Origin of the sequence: Singulisphaera sp. GP187, from assembly GCF_900129635.1 — a bacterium.
In the GTDB taxonomy this organism is placed as follows: domain Bacteria; phylum Planctomycetota; class Planctomycetia; order Isosphaerales; family Isosphaeraceae; genus Singulisphaera.
Genome location: NZ_FSRB01000001.1, coordinates 5,835,509 through 5,859,432, shown reverse-complemented (window position 1 = coordinate 5,859,432; position 23,924 = coordinate 5,835,509). Strand labels below are relative to the sequence as shown.

The window sequence follows — 23,924 nt, the reverse complement described above, 5'->3', positions numbered from 1 at the left end:
GAGAGAGAAAGTAGAGGCGACCTGACGTTCGGGATTAATCGGCCAGGGCGTAGCGGACGATGCAGTACAAGGCCTGCACGCCGTCTTTCCAGCCGATCTTCTTCCCTTCGTGATAATCCCGCCCATTGTAGCTGACCGGTCTTTCGTAGATCCGGCACAGCCGCGCCGGCCGGTCTCCAATCGCCGGGACTTTGAACCGGGCGACCTTGGCCGTCACTTCCGGCTCGAACCCGAACCGGTTGCTCTCCAGGGTAATCCCCTGAATCACCTCGCGACGGAAGACCTTGTAGCAGACCTCCATGTCCGTCAGGTTCAGATTGGTGAACCAGTTGGACAGGAACGTCAAGAACTTGTTGCCCAGCGTGTGCCGGAAGTAGAGCACCCGGTGCGACTCGCCGCTGAACCGAGAGCCGTAGACGACGTCAGCATGGCCCTCAACAATCGGCTGAATCAATTGGGGGTACTGCGCAGGGTCGTATTCGAGGTCGGCGTCCTGGACGATGACGATTTGACCGGTTGCGTGGGCGAAGCCCGTCCTCAGGGCGGCCCCTTTGCCCCGGTTCTTCTCGTGGAAGACGACCGTCAGGTCGGACTCCGTTTCGGCCCACTTGCGAAGCAGATCCGTAGTGCCATCGGTCGAACAGTCATCGACGAGAATGATCTGCTTCGCGATCGGGACCGCACGGACCTGCCGGAGGATCTCATGCAGGGTCCGGACTTCATTGTAGACCGGAATGACCACGGAAAGGACCAGATCATCGGGGATCCGGTAAATGCCGAGCTGGCGACAGACCGTCTCGCCGAGGTTGCGGATCAACCACTCGCGACGGGCATGATCGTCGTCGGGGGTCGTTGAGAGTTGGTCGGGATCGCTGTTTGAATTTAAAGAGGTCATGGACGAGGAATGCGGGAGGGTGGTAGACATCGGGAGACGTTCCTTCGATTCCCTTGACTGGCATCAACGCCCAGGCGCCTATCCCCGCCGGACGGCTTTGTGCCAGGGATTATAACCGAACCTGATTCGAGAAAGCTAGCATAACGCTCATTGTCCCTACCAGCCCACCGGCCCAAGCATTCTAAAAGGATCAAGAATCGCCCGCCTCTAACAATAAAGCGGTCCATCGTGGCGTCGCGACGCCACGATGGACCGTTGGGGCCGTTCAGGCCCTCGATTATCAGAGCCCCTCGCGGGGCTTGGTCACCTCAGAATCCCTGAGCGATCATTACTTGGGCGGCGCGGGGGCATCGGTCGCCGGGGCCGGGGGCGGCGGCGGGGTGCTCTCCGCAGCGGGAGCGGCCGGAACCGAGGCGGCGGGGGCGGGGGGAGCAACCTCGGTCGAGCTGGCCGGGGCAGCCGGAGCGGCGGCCGGGGCCGGAGTCGGAGCCGCGGGGCTCCAGGTCGACTGGCCGGTCGGGTAGGCCTGGCTCGAGGCGTAGGCATCACCCGAGTAGACCGGCGTGTAGCTGCCGTAGACCGCCGGAGCATAGTTCGAGCCGTAGCAACCGCTGTAGCAGCTCACGGTCGCGTAGGCCGCGTCGCAGCAGCTATTGTGTCGCTTGTGGCCGAACAGCCCACGGAACAAGCCACCATGATGCTTGCCACCGTAGCAACCACCATAGCAACCGCCGCTGTAGCACGCACTGCTGTAGCAGGCGCTGCTGTAGCAGGACGAAGAATAGCAGGACGAAGAATAGCAGGACGAAGAATAGCAGCTGCTATAGCAGGAGCTGTAGCAGGAGGGAGCTACGTACGTCGTGTAGCTCACGGGCGCCGAACTGTAGCAGGAGCTATAGCACGAGCTGTAGCACGACGGGGCAAGGGTCGGACCACAGTTCTTGTGGTGACAACCGACGCCACTAAGGGCCATCAACAAAACGATCGTTCCCTGCATTTCAGACCTCCTGGTGCAATTCGAGATGACCAAACGCGGGGCCGGCAACCACCACGAGACGTACCTTCGTAATCAGTCGGATGCTCAAGAGTCTGGCTCGCCCCATTTGAGCCGATCGACCCCACCCCAGCAATCCGCCGAGTTGCCTTGATCGCTAGACTCTTCTCATTCCTCGCAAAGTCTAATCCGTGAACGGCACGATTGCAACATCCCCGTGTGAAAATGGCGAGACAACAACTGTTTGGGAGACTTATAGCAAATTTTCCGAATATCCCTAATGGTCGATCTTTCGATCGCTCTTGGCCTGACTTCCGTGGAGTTGTTAGGATCAAGGATTACGACGCCCAGCAATCGCACGAACCGGATTGCGACGATGAGGGGCGGGCTCACTGATTCTCAAGCACGACCGGTTCTCGATTCCCGTCGCGGGTCGATGGAGAACCGGTCTCGGCAGGCTTCGTTTTCAGCTCGGATCCGGACCTTCGCGGACGGCCGCGAACCGTGGCGCACTCGTGGCTCCAGAGTCGGTTCGTAACGATTCTGTCGACATCCAAGGAGCGGCCGTTGGCCAGCAAAGTCAGCAAATTCAATGCCGACCACCCAGAGAGCCCAGACCGACTCCCTCCGGAGCGCGGATGGCCGGGCTGGGCGCGTGGGCTGGTCACGGTCGGGTTGCTGATCCATGGGACGGCGTTGCTCGCCGGCGCATTGGCGGCTCCCCCGTCCTCGATCCTCGAGCAGGCGCTCGTCCAACCGTTCGCCGGCTATTTCCAACGGATCGACCAGGGGTACACCTACCGTTATTACGCCCCCGAGCCACCGCCGACCCCGATCGCGATCGCGACGATCCACTATGCCGACGGCCGCCCCGACGTGACGATTCGTCTCCCCGACCGGACAGTTCGGCCGAGCCTGCGCTATCAACGCCAACTCGCCTTGGCCAATCACCTGGTGGTCGATTTCGAGACCGCCCGAGCGATCACCGGCGACGGTGCCAAGAGCACCTGGGCACGGTCCTACGCGCGGCATCTGGCGCGGAGCCACCCCGGCGCCGCGACGATCACGCTCGTCACGCAGACTCATCTGATTCCGGACCTCGAGCGGGTCCGGCAAGAACTTGCGGCCCCAGGCCACCCGCGCGTGAACCTCGACGCCGAGGAGTTTTATACCACGCCGGAACGGATCGGAGAGTTCTCTTGCGACGCTTTCTGAACAGCCTGGTCGAATACCCCGCGCACCTCCTCAACACGGTCCGGCGCGGTTGGAACCGCTTCTTCTTCACGCCCGCCGACCCGACGGCTCTGGGCCTCATTCGCATCAGCGTCGGGGTCTTGCTGTTCTGGAACCTGCTGGTCTACGGACTCGACCTTCACGCCTTCTTCGGGTCGGACGGATGGGCCGATCCCGAGTCGGTCCGGTTCGTGCACCGGATGCAGGCACCGGCCGCCTGGTCGTTCTGGTTCCATGTGCCCGACGCGCTGCTGCGACTGGTCTGGGTCGCCTGCCTGGTCGTGGTCGCCCTGTTCACGGTCGGCCTCTGGAGCCGGGTGACGGCGGTGCTCGCCTGGGTGATCGTGGTCTCGGTCGCGCGGCGGGTTCCGGTTTCGCTGTTCGGGTTCGACCAGATCGTCTCGGCCTGGACGCTCTACCTGGCGTTCACGTTCGCGAGTGGCCAGGCGGTCTCGCTCGACCGCTTCCTGGCGCGGTATCGCCTGGCCCGCGCGGCGGTCGCCCGGCGGCGTCACGACGGCCGTTGGACGGTCCCATCGGGCGTCCCCGAGCCCTCGGTGTCGGCCAACCTGGCGCTTCGGCTGATTCAGCTTCACCTGGTCTTGATCTACGGGATGGCCGGCCTGGCGAAACTCCAAGGGCCCAGTTGGTGGTCGGGGACGGCGATCTGGGGCGTACTCGCCTCGGCCGAGTTCGGCCAGCTCGACCTGACCTGGCTGGCCGCTTACCCCTGGCTCCTGAACTTGCTGACCCATTCCGCCCTCGCGTTCGAGCTCGGCTATCCGGTCCTCATCTGGGTGCGGGTGCTCCGCCCCTTGCTCCTGTTGACGGCGCTGCTGATGCACGTCGGGATCGCGATCTCCGCGCCCGGCCTGACCGAATTCGGGCTGGCCATGTTCGCGGGCAACCTCGCCTTCGTCTCCGGCCCTTGGTTGCGGAGCCTGGTCGGCGGCGACGGCAAGCAGTCGGCCGGCCGCGTCCTCTATGACGGCGCCTGCCCGCGCTGTCGGGCGTCGATGGCGCTGCTGACCGCGGGCGACCCGGACCGCCTGCTCGAGCCGGTCGACCTGACCGCCGTGGACGTGGCGACGGTCCACCCGAGCCTGACCAAGGCGGCCTGCATGAAGGCGATGCACCTGGTTCGGGCCGACGGCCGGATCGACGTCGGCTACGACGCCGTGGTCACGCTCAGCCGCTGGATTCCCCTGTTCTGGCCGCTGGGTCTGGTCGGCTCGCTCCCCGTGCTTTCCTGGGGCGGCCACCGGGCTTACAATGCAATTGCGGCCTCGCGCCCCCGCGACGTGCTCTGTACCGACGACGTCTGCGGCATCCACCCCCCTTCGTCCCTGACTTGATGACGGGAGAGCGCCCCATGAACGAGACACCGAGTCGCCCCGACCACGGTGGTGAGTGTCCGCCGCGCCGCCTCTACTTGCTCGAACCCGGCTGGCGCGTGGCGCAGAAAGTGGGCAATGACCGCGAATTCTGTTACATGATGGCCCCCGGCCAGGATTACTATCATCGCGTTTATGACGGCGAGATCGTCGTGCTCCGCGGCGATGAACGGCTCTGTATGGCCTGTGCAGAGCGCCGGGGACTGCTCTCGTTTGCGCCCAAAGGCCTCGGCGAGCAACTGGGGATCGTCGAATTTGCCGTCGAAGAATCGGCCCCCGTGATCGAGTTGGGGATCAAGGAAGAGACCGACTGAGCCGCGCCTCCCCCCCTTCCTGAATCAATCGCGGGCCGTGCAAGTCGACATTCTCCGAAACGACAGCAAGCTGGCTCCCAGATCGCCCGCCATCCATCCTCCGCCAGCCCCGCAGTGGGCTGGCGCGAAGCTCCATCTTGACTTCTCTAGTCGAAATAGAGATGATTTCTTAAATCCTAAGCGGGGTAGGCACCGATGAGTGTTTCGTCGAAGTGTTATTATGCGGTTCGAGCGATTTACGCCCTGGCCGAACATGCGAGTTCCGAGCCGCTCAAGATCGCCGAGATCGCCGAGCGGGAGATGATCCCGATCCGGTTCCTCGAGGTCATCCTGGGCCAGCTCAAAGGGGGCGGATTCGTGCAGAGCCGGCGCGGGGCCGAAGGGGGCTATCGCCTGTTGCGCGCCGCCGACGACTTGACCGTCGGCGAGATCATGAGGTATGTCGACGGCCCGATCGCGCCGGTCGACTGCGTCAGCCAGTCGCGTCACAAGGAATGCGATTTCCACGGTGAATGCCACTTCTTCGGGTTCTGGGGCCGGGTCCGCCAGGCGATCTCCGACGTCGTCGATCGGACCACGTTTGCCGATCTGGTGCGTGAGAACCACGAGCGGAAACGGGGATACGTCGGCGACTGGATCATCTGAAATCACCAGCAAAAGAGACGACGTGCGTCTCTGGGAAGGGCGTGCGAACGACGCCGGGATAGCATCGGCGTATGCCGCCGCGTGAAGGGATCAATGGAACAAGCGACCTCCTCGATCATCGGCCGCCCGCGGACTTCGGCGCGGCTCGGGGCCTACGGCCTCTGCCTCGTCTTGCTGGCCGCCACCGGTTGCGGCCCGGTTCGGGGCGCCGGGAACGGCGACGACACCCTGACGATCGGGGCCTACTCGGTGGTCCGCGACGCCTTCCACGAGAAAATCCTCCCCGGGTTCGCGGCGCACTGGAAGCAGAAGACGGGGCGGCTGGTCCGGTTCGAGGAGTCGTACAACGCCTCGGGGGCACAGAGCCGGGCCATTGTCTCCGGGTTCGACGCCGATGTGGCCGTCCTCTCCCTGGACGGGGACGTCAATCGCCTGGTCAAGGAAGGCCTGGTCGACAAAGACTGGAAATCGGGGCCGGGACGCGGCCTGATCACGCGGAGCATCGTCGTCATCGGAGTCCGCCCGGGCAATCCCGCGAAGATCGAGGACTGGGACGATCTGGCGCGGCCGGGCGTCGGTGTGCTCTACCCCGACCCGAAGACGTCGGGAGGCGCGAAATGGAACATCAACGCGATCTACGGTGCCGGGTTGCTCCATGACCCGAAGACGCCCGATCCGACCGCGGCCCGCGACCTCTTGAGCCGGGTCCAAGCCAACGTCGTCAACATGGACAGCTCGGGCCGACAGAGCATGGCGACCTTCGAACGCGGCACTGGCGACGCAATCGTCACCTATGAGAACGAGTTGCTCCTGCAAGACAAGCGGAAAGGGATCGCGGCCCCCTACGTGATCCCGTCGGCCACGCTCCAGATTGAGGGGCCGGCGGCGATCGTGGAGACCTCGGTGAAGAAACACGGCAACCGCGCGGTGGCCGCTGCCTTTCTCGACTACCTCCGCACCGAGGAGGCCCAGCGGATCCTGACCGACTACGGATTTCGGCCGCTTGACTCCAGGCTCGATCCCCCCGGCCGACGACCGCTTCCTCCTCGACTCTTCACCATGAAAGAACTCGGCGGCTGGACCAAGATCAACAAAGAGGTGTACGACCCGGGCGGGGTCTGGGACTCGCTCTTCACTCGATCCAAGGGCCGGGCACAATGAGCCGCCAAGCACCGATCGGTGCATCGAAATCCGACCTCGTGCTTCGCGGAACAGCGCTCGCATACCTCGGGCTGATGGTCGTCCTCCCTTTGACGGCCCTCAGCGTCCGGGCGGCGGAACCGGGGTTCGGGGCGTTCTGGAAGGAGCTGACCAACCCGTTCGCCTGGCACGCCTTGAAACTGACGTTCGCGACCGCCCTGGTGATGGTGTTCATCAACGCGGTCATGGGAACGGCGACCGCCTGGGTCCTGGTTCGCTACTCGTTCCCCGGCAAGGGGATCATGAATGCCCTGATCGACGTCCCGTTCGCGGTGCCGACGGTAGTCACCGGCCTGATGTTGGTCGCGCTCTACGGCCCCACGAGCGTCCTGGGCTCGTTCCTCGGCCGCCACGGCTGGGGCGTAATCTATCAGCAACCGGGGATCGTCCTGGCCTTGCTGTTCGTCTCGTACCCGTTCGTGATCCGGAGCGTGCAGCCGGTCCTCCTCGAGATGGACCCGGCCGAGGAAGAAGCCGCGGCGACCCTCGGCGCCGGCGCGTTCACGACGTTCCGCCGGGTTACCTTCCCGACCCTCTGGCCGGCCATCCTGACCGGCACGGCGCTGGCGTTCAGCCGGGCCTTGGGCGAGTTCGGCAGCGTGGTGATGGTGGCCGGCAACCGGCCGCTCCAGACCAAGACGGGGCCAATGTACATCTTCGGCGAGATCGAGAGCGGCAATCGCGATGGCGCCATGGTCGTCTCGGTCGTCCTGCTCGCCAGCTCGCTCGCGATCCTGATCGTCCTGAACCGGATGCAGCGGCATGGGAGGCCCGTCCATGGCCGTTGAACTTGAAATGGAAGTTGACGAGAAGCCGACCACTCAGAACGGGCCGCCGACCGTGCTGAAACGCAATCGCCATCCTTGGGGCCGCTGGCTCCTGATCGGTCTGGTGGTGGCCTGGTTCGCGATCCTGGTGCTGGTTCCCGCCCTCGCCCTGGTCCGAGCCGCCCTGGCGGGCGGGTTTCGCCCCTTCCTCCACGCCTTGGCCGCCCCCTCGGCGCGGGAAGCGTTCCGCCTGACGATCCTGATCACGCTCCTGGCCACGGCGATCAACACCGTGTTCGGCCTCGCCCTGGCGATCGTCCTGGCGCGGCAGAACTTCTGGGGCAAGACCCTGGCCGACGGGATCGTCGACCTTCCGTTCGCGATCTCGCCGATCGTCGCCGGGCTGATGCTGATCATCCTCTATGGCGGCAAGGGCTGGATCGGCCAGTGGCTCGAGCCGATGGGGATCCAGGTCGTCTACGCCCTGCCGGGCATGGTCCTGGCCACGACCTTCGTCACGCTCCCGTTCGTGGTCCGCGAGGTCGTGCCGGTGCTCCGCGAGTTCGGGGTCGACCAGGAAGAGGTGGCGTACACCCTGGGCGCGGGACGGTGGCGGACCTTCTGGAGCGTAACCCTGCCGTCGATCCGCTGGGGCCTGGCCTACGGAGTGACCCTGACCGTCGCCCGCTCCCTGGGCGAGTTCGGAGCCCTGCTCGTGGTCTCCGGGAACATCCTCGGCCGAACCCAGACGGCCACCCTCTACGTTCACGACGGAATCGAGAGCTTCGACATCGAGGGGGCCTACGCCGCGAGCGTTCTGCTGGCGGGAGTCTCGTTCGTGATGTTGATTGGCATGGAACAGTTTCGCAAGCGTGTCGAGGCTCGCGAGGAGTCCGAATGACATTCCACGACCCAGAGACGACCGGGTGCCCGACCACGGACCCGAGCGGGAGGCGCTGACGTGGCCATCGCGGTCCGAAATCTCACGAAGCGGTTCGGAAAATTCCAGGCAGTGGGCGGGGTCTCGTTCGAGGTTCCCGCCGGCGAGCTCGTCGCGTTGCTCGGCCCCTCGGGCTCGGGCAAGAGCACGATCTTGCGGATCATCGCCGGGCTCGAGCCGGCCGACTCGGGCGACGTCGAGATCACGGGGGAGGACGCCAGCACCCTCTCCACGCAGCAGCGTGGCGTCGGCTTCGTCTTCCAGCATTACGCCTTGTTCCGGCATATGACCATCCGCCAGAACGTGGCGTTCGGCCTGCAAGTCCAGAAGCCTCGACCGCCGGCCAGCGAGATCAAGGCCCGGGTCGAGGAGCTCCTCGAGCTGGTCCAGTTGCTCGTCCACGCCGACCGCTACCCGTCGCAGCTCTCGGGCGGCCAGCGGCAACGCGTCGCCCTGGCGCGGGCGCTGGCCACCCGGCCCAAGGTCCTCCTCCTCGACGAGCCGTTCGGCGCCCTTGACGCCAAGGTCCGCGACGAGCTCCGCACCTGGCTCCGCCGGCTCCACGACGAGGTCCACGTCACCAGCCTGTTCGTCACCCACGACCAGCAGGAAGCGTTCGAGGTCGCCGACCAGGTCATCGTCCTGAACAAGGGCCGGGTCGAGCAGATGGGCCCGCCCCAGGAGCTCTACGAGCACCCGGCGAGCCCGTTCGTGACCGAGTTCCTCGGCTCGGTCAACGTGCTCCGCGCGGAGACGGTGCTCGGCATGGAGCTGGGGGACGAGGTGCCGCTCCCGCTGGACGTCGCCAACTCCAACGACAATTCGGCCGTCTACGTCCGCCCGCACGACTTCGAGATCACCCGCCAGAGCAACGGCCGCCCCGCCTGGTCAGCCCGGATCCGCAAGCTGATCCCGCTCGGCGGCCTGGTCCGGCTCGACCTGACGCTCCTCGACGGCACCACCCTCAACGTCCAGCTCACCCGCGAACGCTGCCTGCAACTGGCCCTGGCCGACGGCGAGGATATCTACGTCTCGCCCAAGGACTGGAAGGTGTTTCACGAGTCGAAACGATTCGTGGAGAATTATGTGATCTGAGCTGAATGCGATTTCCGTAAATCCGCTCGCCAGTCGAAACGATGATTCCCCGCAAGCCCCTGCCATTCTCCGGTAGGGGCTTGCTCGTTTAGGTTCGATCCCTTCAAACTCCAGGAACGATAGGCAACACAGTCCCAAGGCCGACCCGTAGATTCTCGTGGGCGGGCTGAGATTAAAGGGGGCGATGATGAAAACACCCGATTGGACGCATGCGATGGAGACCTGTCTCCAAAGCCAGGTCATTACCGCCGACCAGCCCGGACCGGTGCTGAAGGACTTCGGGCTGATCCTCGACTACGTGGGGACCAAGGGGGTCAAGTCGGCCGGGAAATACCATCTCCTGCCGATCGCGTGCATCCCGGAGCTGGACCCGCACCTGAGCCGGTCCCTCGACCTGAGCCTGACCTTGAAGCGTCCGCAACTCCGGTCGCATCCCTACTTGCAAGGGCTGAACCTCTTGCTGCGGGCGTCCGGCCTTGGCCGCGTCGAGGGGACAGGGGCCAAGAGCCGCCTGAGTCTCGACCCGGCGATGCTCGAGCAGTGGAACCGGCTCAATCCCACCGAGCAATACTTCAACTTGCTCGAAGCCTGGTTACTGTACGGCCGGCCGATCATGGTCGGGGACAGCAACGGTCGTCGCAGGGGTTCAATGCTGTCATCCTGCATGCAGACCTGGCTGTTCCTTCCCGAGAACAGTCGCCAGGTCGAAACCAGGGCAAACGGCTTTATCGAACTGATCGGGATCAGTGAAGGCTACTACCAGCTCGCCTTGATGGACCTGTTCGGGCTCATGAACGTCGGCCAGCCCCCGAGGGGGAGTGAGCGTTGGCTCCCAACCAGCCTCAAGCCGAATCCGTTCGGCGATGCCGTCTTCACCCTGCTCGCCATCAAAGTCGATCCATTCTCGGGAAATGTCGTCTCGGACGAGGAGCAGGAGGAGGACGAAGCGACCGAAGAGGAGGAGGCTGAAGGGGAAGACTCTGACGAACCCGAGTTTGGGATCTGGCAGTCGGTGTTTCAGCCCTATTTCCCGGAGTGGCAAGAGTCTCTCGTTTTTCCAAAGCGGGAGGCGCGTGAAGGCACATTTCTTTTCCGCGTGTCCCTGGCCCCCACCCTCTGGCGGCGGATCGCCATGCCGGCCGACTCCACTCTGGACGAGCTGGTCGGCTGGATCCTTCGTGCGATGAAATTCGACTCCGACCACTTGTACATGTTCACCTACACCGACTCCATGGGATCGAAGGTCAGTGTCTCCAGCCCTGAGTCGGATGAGGGGCCCTGGACTGATGAGATTTCGATCGGCAGACTGCCGCTGGAACCCGGACAGTCGATGGAACTGCTGTATGACTTTGGCGACTGCTGGAGATTCACCGTCAAACTGGAAAAGATCGAGCCGCCCAACGTGAAGATCAAGGCCCCAGGGATCGTGGAAAGCCACGGCGCTGCGCCAAAGCAGTACTCGAACTGGGATGATGAGGACGAGGACGAGGATCAGGACGAGGGCGAGTAACTTCATCAACGAACGTTCAACAACCAACGCGTCTGAAACGAAACCGAGCCTCGGCGAGGCCGTCGTCGTTCGACGACGGCCCCTCCGAGGCTCGCGGTTTGGTGCGTGCGGGTTCCGGCTGACTTACTTCGCCCCTTCCTCGGCCCCTTGCGTCGCGGCGGGGGGAAGCGGATTCCCCTCGGGGTCGAGGACGTTGATCACTTTGGCGTAGGGGAGCGACTTGAGCCCCGCCTCGATCTTCGAGCGGTCGCCGACGACCAGGATCACCATGTGGTCGGGGTCGAGATGGGTCTTGGCGACCCGTGCCACCTCGGCCTTGTCCACGGCGTCGATCTTGGACTGGTAGGTCGAGAAGTAGTCCGCCGGCAGGTTGTAGAGCACCAGGTCGGCCATCGTCCCGGCCACGCCGAACGTCGTCTCAAACTTGTTCGGGAAACCCTTGATGATCCGGTCCTTGGCGAAGGTGAGCTCCGTGTCGGTGACCGGGCGGGGCCCCGTGATGTCGTTCAGCTCCTTGACCAGCTCGATCAGCGCCTCCTTGGTCACCGCGGTCTGAACCGAGCCGCCGGCCTCGAACGGCCCGGGACCGATCCGAAAGGCGAAGTGCGACCGTGCTCCGTAGCTGTACCCCTTGTCCTCGCGAAGGTTCAGGTTGATCCGGCTCGAGAACTGGCCACCGAGAACCGCGTTCATGAGGGTGAGCGGGAAGTAGTCGGGGGTGGACCGGGGGAGGCCAACCTGGCCGACGGCCAAGACCGACTGCGCAGCGGCCGGCTTATCGACCAGAAAGATCGTCAAGGGCTTCTTCGAGGACGGAGGCGTCGGCAAATCCCGCTTGGGCGCTTCGCCGGGCTTCCAGTCCTTGATCGCCTTCTCGAGCGCGGCCGTGATGGCGTCGGGCGTCGTGTCGCCCACCACGATCAGGCTGGCATTATTCGGCAAGAACAAGGCCTTGTGGAACGCAACGACATCCTCACGCTTGAGTGAGTTGATCGTTTTGGGCGTGCCGAGATCGGGGCGGCCGTAGGGATGCTCCAGGCCGTAGAGCAGGCGAGGGAAGACGACGCCGGAGATTCCCTCGGCACTGTCGAGCCGCGCCTTGAGCATGGCCAGGCGCTGAATCCGGAGCCGGTTCAGCTCCTTCTCGGGGAACGACGGGTTCAGGAGCACGTCGGTGTAAAGGTCGAGTCCGCGGTCGGTGTGCTTGGTCAAGGTGGTCAATGACAGCGAGCTCGATTCGAGCTTGCCGCTGGCATCGATCGAGGCGCCGATCTCGGAGAGGGCTCCGGCGAGCTCGAGCGAGTTCCGCGTTGTCGTCCCCTCGGTCAGGAGATCGGCGGTCAGCGAGGCGAGTCCTTCCTTCCCGTCGGGTACGAGGGCCTCGCCCCCCTTGACCACCAGGTTGAGGGTCAGGATCGGCAGCTCGTGCCGCTCGGCGATGAGCACTTCCAGGCCGTTGGACAGGGTTCGCCGCGTGACCGGCGGGGGGGTGTACTTGGGGGTCGGGCCGACCTCGGGCATCTTGGTGCGGTCGAACTCGTCCTTGACCTCGGCGATCTTCGGACTCTCCGCCGGCGTCTGCTTCGAGCGATCGACCTCCGCCTCGGCCTTGCGAGGCGTCGGGTCGCCGGGGTTGACGTCGAGCCGGATCCGATTGGCCGTGAGGTACTGATTGGCCACCCGCTTCACATCTTCGGGTGTCACCTTGAAGAGCCGGACCATCTCGGCCTTGTAGGCCAGCGGATCGCCGAACTCGACGTTGTAGTTGTTGAGGAAGTCGGCCTTGCGACCCGCGGCCTGAAGGCCGACCACAAGCTGGCTCTCCTGGGTGTTCTGCGCCTTGATGACTTCGGCGAGGGTCGGGCCGTCTTTTTTAAGCCGTTCGATCTCGGCGTCGGCGAGCTTGACCAGGTTGTCGAGCGACTGGCCGCGCTGGGCGTAGATCGTGACGGTGAACTCGCCGGCCAGGGCACTCGCCGGGTGCCCCGCCTCGACGTGCGCGGCGAGTTGGCGATCGTACATCAAGGCGCGGAAGAGCCGGTTCTCCTTGTCGATCCCACCGAGGACCAACGCGAGGACATCGAGCGCCTGCTCGTCGGCGTCACCCCGCTGGCCGGTCGGCCAGACGAGTTCCACGCGCGGAAGCGAGACATGGTCGGTCATTTCGATGTGCTTAGGCGCGGACAGGACGGGAACGTTCGGCTTGAGCTTGGCGACCTCGGGGCCGCGGGGCAGGGGGCCGAAGTATTTGGCGACCAGCCGCTTGGTCTCGGCCGGGTCGAAATCCCCTGCGATGCAGAGGCTGGCGTTGTTCGGGCTGTAGTAGGTGCGGAAGAAGTTCGAGACGTCGTCGAGGCTGGCCGCCGAGAGGTCGGCCATCGAACCGATCACGCTGTGGTAATAGGGATGGTCGGGTGGGTAAAGCGCCTCGAGCAGGGTCTCGGCCGTCTGACCGTAAGGCACGTTGTCATACCGCTGCCGCCGCTCGTTCTTGACCACGTCGCGCTGGTTGTCGAGCTTCGCCTGGGTCAGGGCCGGCAGGAGGAAGCCCATGCGATCGGCCTCGAGCCAGAGGGCGAGTTCGAGGGCGTTGCTCGGGACATTCTCGTAGTAGTTGGTCCGGTCGGTGCTGGTGCTGCCATTGATCTGGGCGCCCACCTTCTCGATCGGCCCGAAGTATTCGTTGTCGTGGTTCTTCGACCCCTGGAACATCAGGTGCTCGAACAGGTGAGCGAACCCGGTCCGCCCCGCCTTCTCATTCTTCGAGCCGACCTTGTACCAGAGGTTCACTCCCACGACCGGCGTGGTGTGATCTTCGTGGAGGATGACCTCCAAACCGTTGGGCAGCGTGTACTTATCCACCTTAAGCTGCGGAATCTGGGGCGTGCGGTCATCGCCGCGCGCCGGGGAGCCGGCCGACGCCAAAGCGGCCGACGCCGCGAGCATGAGGGACAGGATGCCGCGTTTCATAAACGTGCTCACTCCGTGAACGATATTGGGCCGTCCGAACTGGCTCCGTTCTAACCGCTCCCGGGGGTGAACGTCCAGAGTCGGCCCCGCTTGCAAACCTCCTGGAGTACGTCGCTCCGACCCGTTTGGTTCCCGACCGCGCTCCCCTTCGTTCCGGCGCAGGCGAAGAGTCGACGTGCGCGGGCAAGGCGACAGTTTCCGCCCAAGGACGCAATCCCAGGGGGAGTTCTCGAAGTCGTACGCGACCATGCAATCAGTCGCGGCGAGAGCCGCCACACAGGCATACCGAAATCTATCCCAACAAACCACAATCTAAAATTCTTATTAATCGCAATTACATTTGTACTTTTTCAGCGATGTTCGGCGGCTCCTCACGGACCGACACGGCTCATACGGAGTTGACGCCGCGGTGGAGGGCCGCCGCCAAACGGCGCACGCCCTCGCGAATCTGGCGCGTGGAGTGGGCCGCGTAGCCGAGGAGGAGGCCCTGGCGCGACATCGGTTCGAGCGTGTAGGACGAGAGAGGAGGAGCCACCACGCCCGCCGCCTCGGCCCAGCGGGAGGCCGCTCGGTCATCGATCCCATCAGCGAGCCAGCCCATGACCTGCAGGCCGGTCTCCGACGGGACAACATCGAGCAGGCCGCACAGCTCGGCCTTCGCCGCGCAGACGAGGGTCTCCTGCCGCTCGGCGTAGAGCGAGCGCATCCTTCGGATGTGGCGGTGGAAGTGGCCTTCGGCAAAGAAGTCGGCGAGAACCGCCTGGGTATGGAGCGGGGGCGGGCCGCCCGCGAGCGCGAGGGCCGAGACGAAGGCGTCGACCAGGGCCGGGGGGGCCACGAGATAGGAGAGTCGGAGAGCGGGAAAAAGGACCTTGCTGAAGGTCCCCATGTAGACCACTCGCCCCTGTCGGTCGAGGCCTTGCAACGAGGCCAGGGGGCGTCCGATGTAGCGGAACTCGCTGTCGTAGTCGTCCTCCAAGATCCAGGCGCCCGCCCGATGGGCCCAGCAGAGCAATTCCAGTCGGCGTGCCAGGGTCATCGCCACCCCGAGCGGGTACTGGTGCGAGGGTGTGACATAGGCCAGGCGTGCCTCCGGGCAACGCGCCACCCCGGCGGAGACGATCATCCCTTCGCCGTCAACCGGCACGGGGACCGGTCGCGCGCCGGCCCCGACGACCGCCCCTCGGGCGCCCACGAAGCCCGGGTCCTCGATCCAGGCGGGGTCCCCCGGGTCCAGCAGCAGGCGCGTCGCCAGGTCGATCGCCTGCTGGGTCCCGGCGACGATGACCACCTGACCGGCCTCACAGACGACCCCCCGCGCCGTGCCCAAGTGGGCGGCGATCGCCTCGCGGAGCGGCCGGTAGCCGGCCGGTTCGCCGTAACCGAGGACGTTGCCAGTCGACCGCCGCCAACGTCGCGCGGACAGGGCCGCCCAGTCGTCGAGGGGCAGGGTATCCATCGCCGGCACCCCCGGCCGGAACGGCTTGGGGTCGGCCGTGCCGCGGACAACCCAGGCCGGCGTGGTCGCCAAAAGCGCACCCCGTCGCGAGAGCCGGCCGGGCTGGCCGCCCAGGTCGCCCCCGCCGGCCTTGCCCCGACGCACCAGCAGGGCGTCCTCCGGCAGGGTTCGAGTCACGTACGTCCCCGCCCCGACCTTCCCCTCCAGGTAGCCTTCCGCGAGCAGTTGATCGTAGGCGGTGGTGACCGTGTTCCGCGACACCCCCAAATCGACCGCAAGGGTCCGACTGGCGGGAAGGCGCCCACCAGGCTTGAGCGACCCGGCGAGGATCGACCCGCGCAGGCCGTCGTAGAGTTGGCGGAAGAGGGGCGCCGACGACGAAGCGTCGAGCGGGATCGCTAACAGCGAGACCGGAGGGATGCCCTTGGCCATGACACGTTCGCTCCGCGTTTGGGGACGAAAATGGCCCTCTCAATGTTCCTCATAATGGCTCTTGCCGCAAGGCCAATCTGACTTACGATATGAAGTGGGATTCTCGGAGGCCGTCGTGCCTCTACCCGCAATCGTGCCAGGTCGGCAAACTTCACGAATACTACAAAATCCAAACATATTATCGCAATAACAATTGTTTAGTATTGCGCCGATGATCCTTTACGACCCATCATACGGGTCGCCATCTCCTCGCATCGGGGTGCATTGACCATGAAGCGAACGGGGCCTGTGATCCTCCTGCTCCTGCTCTCCGCACTCGTTTCCCTCCAGGGTTGCGGCGGAGGCGATCCTGGGCAGCCTGCGGTGGGGTCGATCTCGGTCGGGTCAAAGTCTGAAGACGGGCCGAAGCTGGCCCCGAAGAAAGGGATCAGGCCCTCGCCGGCGAGGTAACACGGCCCCCAAGCCAGGGTAGCCGACAGTTGTCCACATCTCGCATGGGGTCTCGGTCGTTTCCTGTTTCCGAGCCGTTGATCCCGTGCGCTCTGAGATTGCCGTCCCTTCTCCCTCGATTCCGATTATCAACTCTGTCAACGAGGAGCGAGTCCCGATGAAAGCGATCCCGTGTGTCCCGGCAGGTCGGCGTGGCTTCACCTTGATCGAACTTCTGGTCGTCATCGCGATCATCGCGGTGTTGATCGCCCTTCTCTTGCCCGCGGTTCAGGCGGCGCGAGAGGCGGCACGTCGTTCGCAGTGCATCAACAATCTCAAGCAACTCGGCCTGGCCCTGGCGAATTATGAGAGCGCCAACACCTGCTACCCGATGGCCGCGTTCGCCCAGTACCTCCCTTACGGCGGAGTCAATCAGGGGATGAGCTGCTTCGTGGGGCTCCTGTCCTTCATGGAGCAGGCCCCGCTCTACGCGGCGTTCAACACCAGCTTCGGCTACCGCTGCGATGCGAACTCGACGGTGTCGGGCGTCGGCCTGAACATGCTCTGGTGCCCCAGTGACACCGAGATCGCGGGGGTCTTCTACCCCGAGCCGGCCGGGAAGGCTCATAAGACCAACATCCAGAACTTCATGTTCACGAGCTACGCGGGTTGCTACGGCGCCTGGGCCTCGTCGGCCTCGAACTCGTCGGCGTCGCTCCAGCAGCAGAACGGGGCGATCGTCTCCAACGGGATTAGCCCCGTTTTCGGTGGCACGGGGAGTACCCGCGGCGTGGTCACGATCGCGTCGGTCACCGACGGGACAAGCAACTCCATCGCCTTCGGTGAGCACGCCCACGGCCTGCTCAGCAAGACCGACGGCAACAATTCCTTCAACAAGTGGAATTGGTGGGTCTCCGGCAACTACGGCGACACGGCATTCACCGTCTTCTATCCGATCAATGTTCAGAAGAAGACACAGAACTGGGACGATGGCGCCAGCAGCGGCGGCTACACCGAAGGAGGAGCCTTCCTCAACGCCGCAACGAGCTTCCACTCCGGCGGGGCCAACTTCGCGATGTGCGACGGCTCGGTCCGGTTCCTCAAGGACAGCATCTCGACCTGGGCCCTCGACGGCACCGGGACCCCGTCCGGCGTTACAATGGACCCGAGCACACAGGTCTGGTCGGTGACCAACGCGGCGCAGTTCAAGCCGGGCGTCTACCAGGCCCTGGGGACGATCAACGGCGGCGAAGTCATCAGCGCCGACGCGTACTGATCGCACGGTGGGCGGGCTCGACCGTCGGGGGGTGTGCACAAGGCCCCGCCGATCGACCCGCCCCTGCCGTCGCGTCCGACAGCGAACCCGCAAGGACCCAACGATGATGAGCCCAATCCGATCCGCCCTCACGCTCGGGATCAGTCTGGTCGCAGCCGTCTCCGCCGCGGGGGAATTCCCGTTCTCCTCGACGATCCAGCCGCCGCGACGCGTGCAGGTCATCGCCCACCGGGGCGCACACAATCAAGCCCCGGAAAACACGGTGGCGGCCCTCGATCATGCGGTCGCCGACGCGGTCGAGTGGGTCGAGGTCGACGTCCGCCTCAGCCGCGACGGCCGTCACGTGCTGATCCACGACGCCGACCTCGGGCGCACGACCGACGGCCTCGGCCCGGTCGACGGCCGGACGCTGGCCGAGTTGAAGACGCTCGACGCCGGCGCGAAGTTCGCCCGACGGTTCGCAGGCGCGAGGATCCCCACTCTCGAGGAGGCACTCGCGACGGCGAAAGGGCGTGTCAACCTCGCCCTGGACTGCAAGCGGGTCGACCCGGCCCGGCTCGTCCGTGACGTGCTCGAGGCCGGAATGGAGCGTCAGGTGGTCGTCTCCGCCGACCTCGAAGTCCTCCAGGCCGTCCGGTCCGCGCCCGGGGGCGATCGGCTGGCCTTGATGCCGGAGTGGAAACCGGCCGACGGCCTCGACGCCTTCGGCGCCTTGCAGCCCGCGGCGGTCCAGGTCGATGCCGCCGACGTGACCCCGGACCACTCCCGCGCCTTCCACGGCCGCGGCCTCAAGGTCATGACCAAAACGCAAGGCGCGAACGACCGCCCCGAGACCTGGGACCGGCTGACCGCCGCGGGCGTCGATTGGATCCAGACCGACCGCGCGGAGGAGCTCCTGGCCCACGAGGTCCTCCGGCGGATCGACCCGACGGCGCGAGTGAAGGTGGCCCACCATCGCGGCGCCTCCCGGTACGCCCCCGAGAACACGCTGCCGGCCTACGAGAAGGCGATCCGCCTCGGCGCTGATCTCGTCGAATTCGACATCCAGACCACGCGCGACGGCGCGCACATCCTTATGCATGACGGCCGACTCGACCGGACGACGATCGCGCACGGGCCGATCCGCGACCACGACGCGGCCGAGCTCACCCCGCTCGACGCCGGCGCCTGGTTCGGCCGCCCGTTCGCCGGCACCCCGATCCCCACACTCGACGACTTCCTACACGCCGTCGGGGAGCGGGCCGAGCTCTATGTCGATGCCAAGAATATCTCCCCCGAAGCACTCGTCGCGGCGCTCAGCGCCCGCGGCCTGATCGACCGAGCCATCGTCTACCAGCACCCCGACTACCTCGCCCGACTCCGCGCCCTCGAGCCCCGGCTCCGCCGGATGCCGCCCCTCGCCGACCCGGCCCAGATCGACCCCCTCGCCGATCGCCTCGAACCCTATGCGTTCGACACCCGTTGGAATCTCCTGTCGAAGCCGCTGATCGACCGCTGCCACGCCCGGGGAATCAAGGTGTTTAGCGACGCCCTCGGCCTGAACGAGTCGGCGGCCAGCTATCGCCGCGCGATCCTCGACGGGATCGACGTGATTCAGACCGATCACCCGGTCCGCGTCCTGCGGACGATCGAACTCCTCGAGACCGCGAATCGCCCGCCCCAGCATTGACCAGGGCGCCGCGCCAACCCATCCTCTCACAAACACATCCGAATTCAACCCGCACAAAAAAAAGCACGGCCTACTATCCCGATCTCCTTGCCAAAAGGGAGGTTAAAGATAGTGGGGCGTGCCCCTCCCCCCTACGGAACACGTTCGACCCACGATAACGCCAACCCGTAGGGTCCGCTATTTGCGGACCATCCGTCATGGGTCTCATCGCGGACCACACCTCCAACCAGGCCGCAAGCGAAGATGGTCCGCAATAGCGGACCCTACGGGACGTGTTCGACCTACGATAATGCCAGGGCCGACCACGCCGAAGTCGGGAAAACGATCGGCCGGCGCCGGTCTCCGTCATTTCGGTGCGCTCGCCCCACGCCCCGAAACCGACGCTCACCGATCGACGTGGCGATCGGCAAGACATCTCGAATCAAAACCTCAATCCCGTTGGCCACGGCATATGCCTCCTTGACCCGCGGCGTCGGCCTTGTATCATTGTGTTAATACAAGAACCAACAAGAGCCTGCGAGAGGACGGGCCGTGCACATCCACATCAGTGCCGACGATGGGGTGCCGATCTACCAGCAGATTGTCAACCAGGTGAAGTACCTCGTGGCTTCGGGGCGGCTGGCGACGGGGGAGGAGTTGCCACCGATCCGGGTGCTGGCCGAGCGACTGGTGGTGAATCCGAACACGGTGGCGCGTGCCTATCGTGAGCTCGAGGCGGCGGGCCTGGTCGAGAAGCGGCGCACGGCCGGGACCTTTGTTTCCGACGCCGGTTCACCGCTGGCGAAGCGGGAGCGACTGAAGATCGTCACGGGGCGCGTCGACGCCTTGCTGGCCGAGGCGCGGCAGCTCGGCGTCAGTGTCGATGAGGTCGTCGACCTTGTCCGTTGCAGGGACCGGGCCATGCAACATCCTGGGGAGGATCAAGCATTATGAGTGCCGGCGAGAGTCAGAGCGTACGCGAATCCGCCTCCGACGGGGTCGTCCGGGTGTCTGGGCTGTCGCGACGGTTCGGACAGACGATCGCCCTCGACAGCGTGGACCTGGAAGTGCCGCGAGGCGGCGTCTTCGGGCTGGTCGGCGAGAACGGCGCGGGGAAGACCACGCTCATCAAGCACGTGCTCGGCCTGCTCAAGGCGCAGGCCGGGACGGTCCGCGTGTTCGGCCGCGACCCGGTGCGCGACCCGGTCGGGGTCCTCGCGCGGGTGGGCTACCTGAGCGAGGATCGCGACCTGCCCGAGTGGATGCGCATCGAGGAGTTGATGCGTTACCTTCGCGCGTTCTATCCCGCCTGGGACGACGCGTTCGCCGAGGAGCTGCGCAGGCAGTTCGACCTTGACCCGCAGGCGAAGATCAAGGGGCTGTCGCAAGGGCAGAAGGCCCGCGCCGGGCTGCTCGCGGCGCTGGCGTACAGACCCGAGTTGCTCGTGCTCGACGAGCCCTCCACGGGGCTCGACCCGGTCGTAAGGCGCGAGATTCTCGCGGCCATCATCCGGACCATCGCCGAGGAGGGGCGGACGGTCCTCTTCTCGTCGCACCTGCTCGACGAGGTGGAGCGCGTCTCCGACCATGTCGCGATGATCGACCGGGGCCGGATCGTGCTCTGCGGGCCGCTCGACGCGGTGAAGGCCGCCCACCGCCGGCTCACACTCCGATTCGACGAGCCGCGGGCCCGACCCCCGGTACTCCGCGGCGCATGGCACTGGGAGGGTTTCGGCCAAGAATGGACAGGGGTTTGCGACGGCGCAGTCGAGGAGATCTCCGGCCAGGCGGCCGGGCTCGGGGCCCGGATCGTCGAGGAGCATATTCCATCGCTCGATGAGATCTTCGTGGCCCGCGTCGGGTCGCGCCAACAGATCGCCGGGAAGGAGTAAGCCGATGCGAACGCTCACACCGGCCCTCGCCATCGGCTGGCAGCTCTGGTTGCGGAGCCGTCAAGGAGCCCACGCCGCCCTGGCCACGCTGGCCGGACTGGCCCTGTTCGGCCCCTTCGTTTTCTCACGGGTCCCGCACGAATACGCGATCGTCGGGGCCCTGGTTCCCGCCTTTGGCATCATCGCCTACTTCATGAATGCCACCTTGTTCGTCGAGGCGACGGGAAACCTGACCTCAGGGTATCCGAAACGGATGTACGCGCTGCCGGTGCCGACTCGAGTGCTGGTGTTCTGGCCGCTGCTGATCGGGGCGGTGGTCATGGCCTTGCTCTGGGTGGCGATCGCAGGCATGGTCTTCCGGCAGTCCGGCTTCCGCCTGCCGGTGCTCCTGCCGGCCTTGGGGTTGGTGGCGATAATGTCGTGGCTCCAGGTCCTCTCGTGGTCGCCGCTCAGTCCCGCCTGGCTGCGGCTGGTGGCGGTCACGCTGGTGGTCGGCGCGGCGGGAGGAATCGTCTGGAGCCTCGTCATGCTCGGGGCCGTCGGCCACGAGCGGGTCGCGGCGCTCCTGGCCGTCGCCGTCGTGGTCGCCTATCCGCTGGGGCTGGCCGGCGTGGCCAGCGATCGCCGGGGCGACGCGTGGCGGGCCTGGCCCGTGTGGCTCCGGCTCCCGTTCGGAACGGCCCGCGGTCCGCGCCGGCCGTTCCGGTCGCCGGCCCAGGCCCAGCTCTGGTACGAGTGGCGATGCCATGGACTCGTGTTTCCCATAACGACAACCTTGAACTCGCTCCTAATCCTTGGACTCGGCACCGCCAGAAACGCCTGGGCGGTCCATTCGCTGTTGTTGCTCGTTCTGTTCATCATGCCGGTGCTCTTGGCCACGTCGGTCGGAACCGTCATGGGGCGGCTGACTCCGTTCTGGGTCAAACACCCGAGGGTCGTCGAGTTCCTCGCGATTCGGCCAATGTCAACCCGGGACCTGGTCGCGGCCAAACTACGAATGACAGCGCTGAGCGTGCTGCTGAGTTGGTTGCTGGTTGTCGTCATCATGGTCCTGTGCCTCGGTCTCGTGGATCAACCTGGAGGCGCGGCGAAGCAATGGCAGGCCCTGAAAGTCCAGTTCCCCGGCGGGCATGCCGCCTCGATTCTCGCATTAGCGTTCGTGCTGGGCCCCGCCCTGGCGTTCCGGCAACTGACCGACTATTTCCCGATCACGCTCAGTGGCCGCCCCTGGCTTGAACGCCTGACCGCCGCTGTCATATTTTCGGTCGTGGCAGGAATTCTCGGCATCGCCCTATTCCCCCGAACGCTTCCGAGCCGGTTCCTGGTCGCGCGCCCCTGGTTGGTGGCGAGTCTCCTTGCGATCAAAGCGGTCGTCACGTCTTGGTCGTTCCGCGCGGCGTTGCGGCGGGGCCTGCTCCAACGGCGCGACCTGCTCCAGTACACAACCACCTGGATGGTGCTCACCGCAATCGCCATTGGCCTGTCCGTGCTGATCCTGCCAGCGAGATTGCAACCGGCCACGAGAACCGCCGTGCTGCTGAGCGTGGTAGTCTTTGTACCAATCTCGCGGTTCGCACTCGCACCCTTGGCGCTGGATTGGAACCGCCATCGTTGAGCGGCTGGTCGGGTCGTTCCGGGCCTCGACGCTCGCGGCGGCCTACCCGGTTGGCTTGCCGAGCAAAAAGGCGGTCTGCCGGGCACGATCATCGGCAGACCACTCCGTCAAACGGGCTTGCTTCTACCGAGAGGTCGGCCGTGAGGACGCGTCGAGCCGGTACAAGCGAATTGCCCCGACGCCGCCGCACGCCAGGGTCGTGCCCTCAGCCGAGAAGGCGAGCGCCGTCACCGGTCCGTCCCCCGCGGAGAAACCCCAGCGAGACTCCCCGGTCGCGACATCCCAGAGCCGCACGGACCCGTCGAATCCCGCGGTGGCCAGCTCACGGTCCCCGGGAGCGAACGCCAAGACCTGGATCTGCGATCGGGCATCCCATTCCCTGAGGAGACGGCCGGTTGCCAGATCCCAAAGACGAGCAAAATTATCGAGGCTACTGGATGTCGCCAACACTCGGCCGTCCCGCGAGAACAGCAGAGAGCTTACCAGAGCCGGATGCGCCCGAAACGCTACGGATTGGCTCCCCTGGGCGACGTCCCAGAGCCGGACCGTCCCGTCCTTGGTTCCGACGGCCAGTCTCCGACCATCGGCGTCGAACGCCAGGCACGAGACACCCGGAAGATCGAGCCGCGGCCCGGCACCTGGGTTCGCCGTCGCCACGTCCCAGAGCCGGACACCGAGGCCGTTGGCCGTGGCCAGGGTGGCACTGTCCCGACTGAAAACGAGCGCACTGGATCGCGCGGGCTGGGACGGGATGTCGGCCCGCCGCCGCCACTTGCCCAGGTCCCAGAGCGTGACGACGCCATCGGCATCGGCGACGCCCAGCGTGGTGCCGTCGGGAGTCAATGCCGCCCGATCGATCGCGACCCCCTGGGAGCCGCCGACCCAGACTCGGGACAGGTCAGGATTCCAGACGAGGATCTTGCCCTCGGCGGAGCAGCCGTAGAGCCACCCGTCGGCGGTCCGGAGGGCCATCGCCCTGATGGAGCCGCTAAACCAGTCGCTGGCGGCGAAGGCCGCCGGTGCCCACGGCGATGCCTGCGTCAGGCAGTTGAGTCCGACGAGCAGCACGGTCAACATGAGTGCCAGGCCCCGCGTGACAACCTTGACACGGCAAGGAACGCCGACGGGAGCTTCGGCGTCAGGCTCGTTCTCGTTCGTGAAAGTCGAGGCGAACGAGTCGACAATCGGTCGTGATCCTGAGAACATCCCCCACCTC

General features: G+C 65.5%; 19 protein-coding genes. 14 read left to right on the top strand and 5 right to left on the bottom strand.

The features are described from left to right. Positions 1-34: 34 nt before the first annotated feature. Together BUS42_RS22955 and BUS42_RS43805 are read right to left on the bottom strand one after the other, a co-directional pair. A complete protein-coding gene (locus tag BUS42_RS22955; RefSeq protein WP_143206439.1) occupies positions 35-925 on the bottom strand; it encodes a glycosyltransferase family 2 protein in 891 nt (296 codons plus the stop codon). Between the two features lie 298 nt (positions 926-1,223). Continuing rightward, positions 1,224-1,892, bottom strand: coding sequence for a hypothetical protein (locus tag BUS42_RS43805; RefSeq protein WP_159452281.1), 669 nt, complete (start codon positions 1,890-1,892; stop codon positions 1,224-1,226). A gap of 564 nt (positions 1,893-2,456) precedes the next feature. Between BUS42_RS43805 and BUS42_RS22940 the strand changes: the two genes are divergently transcribed. The 9 genes from BUS42_RS22940 to BUS42_RS22900 all read left to right on the top strand — a co-directional run bounded on the left by BUS42_RS22940 (position 2,457) and on the right by BUS42_RS22900 (position 10,987). Then, positions 2,457-3,104 carry a hypothetical protein gene (locus BUS42_RS22940; protein ID WP_074310010.1) on the top strand — a complete coding sequence of 216 codons (648 nt, stop codon included), beginning with the start codon at positions 2,457-2,459 and terminating at the stop codon, positions 3,102-3,104. Next, entirely contained in the window at positions 3,089-4,477 is a 1,389-nt protein-coding gene (locus tag BUS42_RS22935) for a DCC1-like thiol-disulfide oxidoreductase family protein (RefSeq protein ID WP_074310007.1), read from the top strand. The genes BUS42_RS22940 and BUS42_RS22935 overlap by 16 nt, the downstream gene beginning before the upstream one ends. A gap of 17 nt (positions 4,478-4,494) precedes the next feature. Further along, the gene (locus tag BUS42_RS22930) at positions 4,495-4,830 is read left to right on the top strand and encodes a hypothetical protein (RefSeq protein WP_074310005.1); all 336 of its coding nucleotides are present in this window, start codon (positions 4,495-4,497) and stop codon (positions 4,828-4,830) included. A gap of 195 nt (positions 4,831-5,025) precedes the next feature. After that, positions 5,026-5,475: an RrF2 family transcriptional regulator gene (locus BUS42_RS22925; RefSeq protein WP_074310003.1), complete on the top strand. Its 450-nt coding sequence runs from the start codon at positions 5,026-5,028 to the stop codon at positions 5,473-5,475. Between the two features lie 93 nt (positions 5,476-5,568). Beyond that, positions 5,569-6,636 (top strand): sulfate ABC transporter substrate-binding protein, encoded by a 1,068-nt coding sequence (locus BUS42_RS22920; protein WP_074310001.1) that lies wholly within the window; start codon positions 5,569-5,571, stop codon positions 6,634-6,636. Beyond that, positions 6,633-7,463, top strand: coding sequence for a sulfate ABC transporter permease subunit CysT (cysT, locus tag BUS42_RS22915; RefSeq protein ID WP_074309999.1), 831 nt, complete (start codon positions 6,633-6,635; stop codon positions 7,461-7,463). Before BUS42_RS22920 ends, cysT begins: the two co-directional genes overlap by 4 nt. Then, the gene (locus BUS42_RS22910) at positions 7,453-8,343 is read left to right on the top strand and encodes a sulfate ABC transporter permease (RefSeq protein ID WP_074309997.1); all 891 of its coding nucleotides are present in this window, start codon (positions 7,453-7,455) and stop codon (positions 8,341-8,343) included. The genes cysT and BUS42_RS22910 overlap by 11 nt, the downstream gene beginning before the upstream one ends. A 60-nt stretch (positions 8,344-8,403) precedes the next feature. Beyond that, the gene (locus tag BUS42_RS22905; RefSeq protein WP_074309995.1) at positions 8,404-9,477 is read left to right on the top strand and encodes a sulfate/molybdate ABC transporter ATP-binding protein; all 1,074 of its coding nucleotides are present in this window, start codon (positions 8,404-8,406) and stop codon (positions 9,475-9,477) included. A gap of 184 nt (positions 9,478-9,661) precedes the next feature. Continuing rightward, the gene (locus tag BUS42_RS22900; RefSeq protein WP_074309993.1) at positions 9,662-10,987 is read left to right on the top strand and encodes an IS1096 element passenger TnpR family protein; all 1,326 of its coding nucleotides are present in this window, start codon (positions 9,662-9,664) and stop codon (positions 10,985-10,987) included. A 123-nt stretch (positions 10,988-11,110) separates the two neighbouring features. On the opposite strand, the gene BUS42_RS22895 is transcribed toward BUS42_RS22900, so the two are convergent. Both BUS42_RS22895 and BUS42_RS22890 read right to left on the bottom strand, forming a co-directional pair. Then, positions 11,111-13,957 (bottom strand): M16 family metallopeptidase, encoded by a 2,847-nt coding sequence (locus BUS42_RS22895; protein WP_074309991.1) that lies wholly within the window; start codon positions 13,955-13,957, stop codon positions 11,111-11,113. 388 nt (positions 13,958-14,345) lie between these two features. Then, positions 14,346-15,848 carry a MocR-like pyridoxine biosynthesis transcription factor PdxR gene (locus BUS42_RS22890; protein WP_074309989.1) on the bottom strand — a complete coding sequence of 501 codons (1,503 nt, stop codon included), beginning with the start codon at positions 15,846-15,848 and terminating at the stop codon, positions 14,346-14,348. Between the two features lie 607 nt (positions 15,849-16,455). Between BUS42_RS22890 and BUS42_RS22885 the strand changes: the two genes are divergently transcribed. From BUS42_RS22885 to BUS42_RS43800, 5 genes are all read left to right on the top strand, one after another. Continuing rightward, complete coding sequence (locus BUS42_RS22885) at positions 16,456-17,553, top strand: DUF1559 domain-containing protein (protein WP_074309987.1); 1,098 nt, start codon at positions 16,456-16,458, stop codon at positions 17,551-17,553. 103 nt (positions 17,554-17,656) lie between these two features. Further along, positions 17,657-19,222: a glycerophosphodiester phosphodiesterase gene (locus BUS42_RS22880; RefSeq protein WP_074309985.1), complete on the top strand. Its 1,566-nt coding sequence runs from the start codon at positions 17,657-17,659 to the stop codon at positions 19,220-19,222. Positions 19,223-19,753: 531 nt separating this feature from the next. After that, entirely contained in the window at positions 19,754-20,155 is a 402-nt protein-coding gene (locus BUS42_RS22875) for a GntR family transcriptional regulator (protein WP_074309983.1), read from the top strand. Next, on the top strand, positions 20,152-21,093 hold the full coding sequence (locus BUS42_RS22870; protein ID WP_074309981.1) for an ABC transporter ATP-binding protein: 942 nt from the start codon (positions 20,152-20,154) through the stop codon (positions 21,091-21,093). The genes BUS42_RS22875 and BUS42_RS22870 overlap by 4 nt, the downstream gene beginning before the upstream one ends. Positions 21,094-21,097: 4 nt before the next feature. After that, complete coding sequence (locus BUS42_RS43800) at positions 21,098-22,708, top strand: hypothetical protein (protein WP_074309980.1); 1,611 nt, start codon at positions 21,098-21,100, stop codon at positions 22,706-22,708. A 123-nt stretch (positions 22,709-22,831) separates the two neighbouring features. Here the strand turns inward: BUS42_RS43800 and BUS42_RS22860 are convergent, their stop codons facing one another. Continuing rightward, the gene (locus BUS42_RS22860; RefSeq protein WP_074309978.1) at positions 22,832-23,914 is read right to left on the bottom strand and encodes a WD40 repeat domain-containing protein; all 1,083 of its coding nucleotides are present in this window, start codon (positions 23,912-23,914) and stop codon (positions 22,832-22,834) included. Positions 23,915-23,924: the final 10 nt, after the last annotated feature.

Excerpts from the sequence above, each read along its gene's own strand:
- BUS42_RS22895 (WP_074309991.1), bottom strand. The coding sequence starts at position 13,957 with ATGAAACGCGGCATCCTGTCCCTCATGCTCGCGGCGTCGGCCGCTTTG.
- cysT (WP_074309999.1), top strand. The coding sequence starts at position 6,633 with ATGAGCCGCCAAGCACCGATCGGTGCATCGAAATCCGACCTCGTGCTT.
- BUS42_RS22880 (WP_074309985.1), top strand. The coding sequence starts at position 17,657 with ATGATGAGCCCAATCCGATCCGCCCTCACGCTCGGGATCAGTCTGGTC.
- BUS42_RS22885 (WP_074309987.1), top strand. The coding sequence starts at position 16,456 with ATGAAAGCGATCCCGTGTGTCCCGGCAGGTCGGCGTGGCTTCACCTTG.
- BUS42_RS43800 (WP_074309980.1), top strand. The coding sequence starts at position 21,098 with ATGCGAACGCTCACACCGGCCCTCGCCATCGGCTGGCAGCTCTGGTTG.
- BUS42_RS22925 (WP_074310003.1), top strand. The coding sequence starts at position 5,026 with ATGAGTGTTTCGTCGAAGTGTTATTATGCGGTTCGAGCGATTTACGCC.
- BUS42_RS22870 (WP_074309981.1), top strand. The coding sequence starts at position 20,152 with ATGAGTGCCGGCGAGAGTCAGAGCGTACGCGAATCCGCCTCCGACGGG.
- BUS42_RS22930 (WP_074310005.1), top strand. The coding sequence starts at position 4,495 with ATGAACGAGACACCGAGTCGCCCCGACCACGGTGGTGAGTGTCCGCCG.
- BUS42_RS22900 (WP_074309993.1), top strand. The coding sequence starts at position 9,662 with ATGATGAAAACACCCGATTGGACGCATGCGATGGAGACCTGTCTCCAA.
- BUS42_RS22920 (WP_074310001.1), top strand. The coding sequence starts at position 5,569 with ATGGAACAAGCGACCTCCTCGATCATCGGCCGCCCGCGGACTTCGGCG.
- BUS42_RS43805 (WP_159452281.1), bottom strand. The coding sequence starts at position 1,892 with ATGCAGGGAACGATCGTTTTGTTGATGGCCCTTAGTGGCGTCGGTTGT.
- BUS42_RS22860 (WP_074309978.1), bottom strand. The coding sequence starts at position 23,914 with ATGTTCTCAGGATCACGACCGATTGTCGACTCGTTCGCCTCGACTTTC.
- BUS42_RS22910 (WP_074309997.1), top strand. The coding sequence starts at position 7,453 with ATGGCCGTTGAACTTGAAATGGAAGTTGACGAGAAGCCGACCACTCAG.
- BUS42_RS22955 (WP_143206439.1), bottom strand. The coding sequence starts at position 925 with ATGTCTACCACCCTCCCGCATTCCTCGTCCATGACCTCTTTAAATTCA.
- BUS42_RS22890 (WP_074309989.1), bottom strand. The coding sequence starts at position 15,848 with ATGGCCAAGGGCATCCCTCCGGTCTCGCTGTTAGCGATCCCGCTCGAC.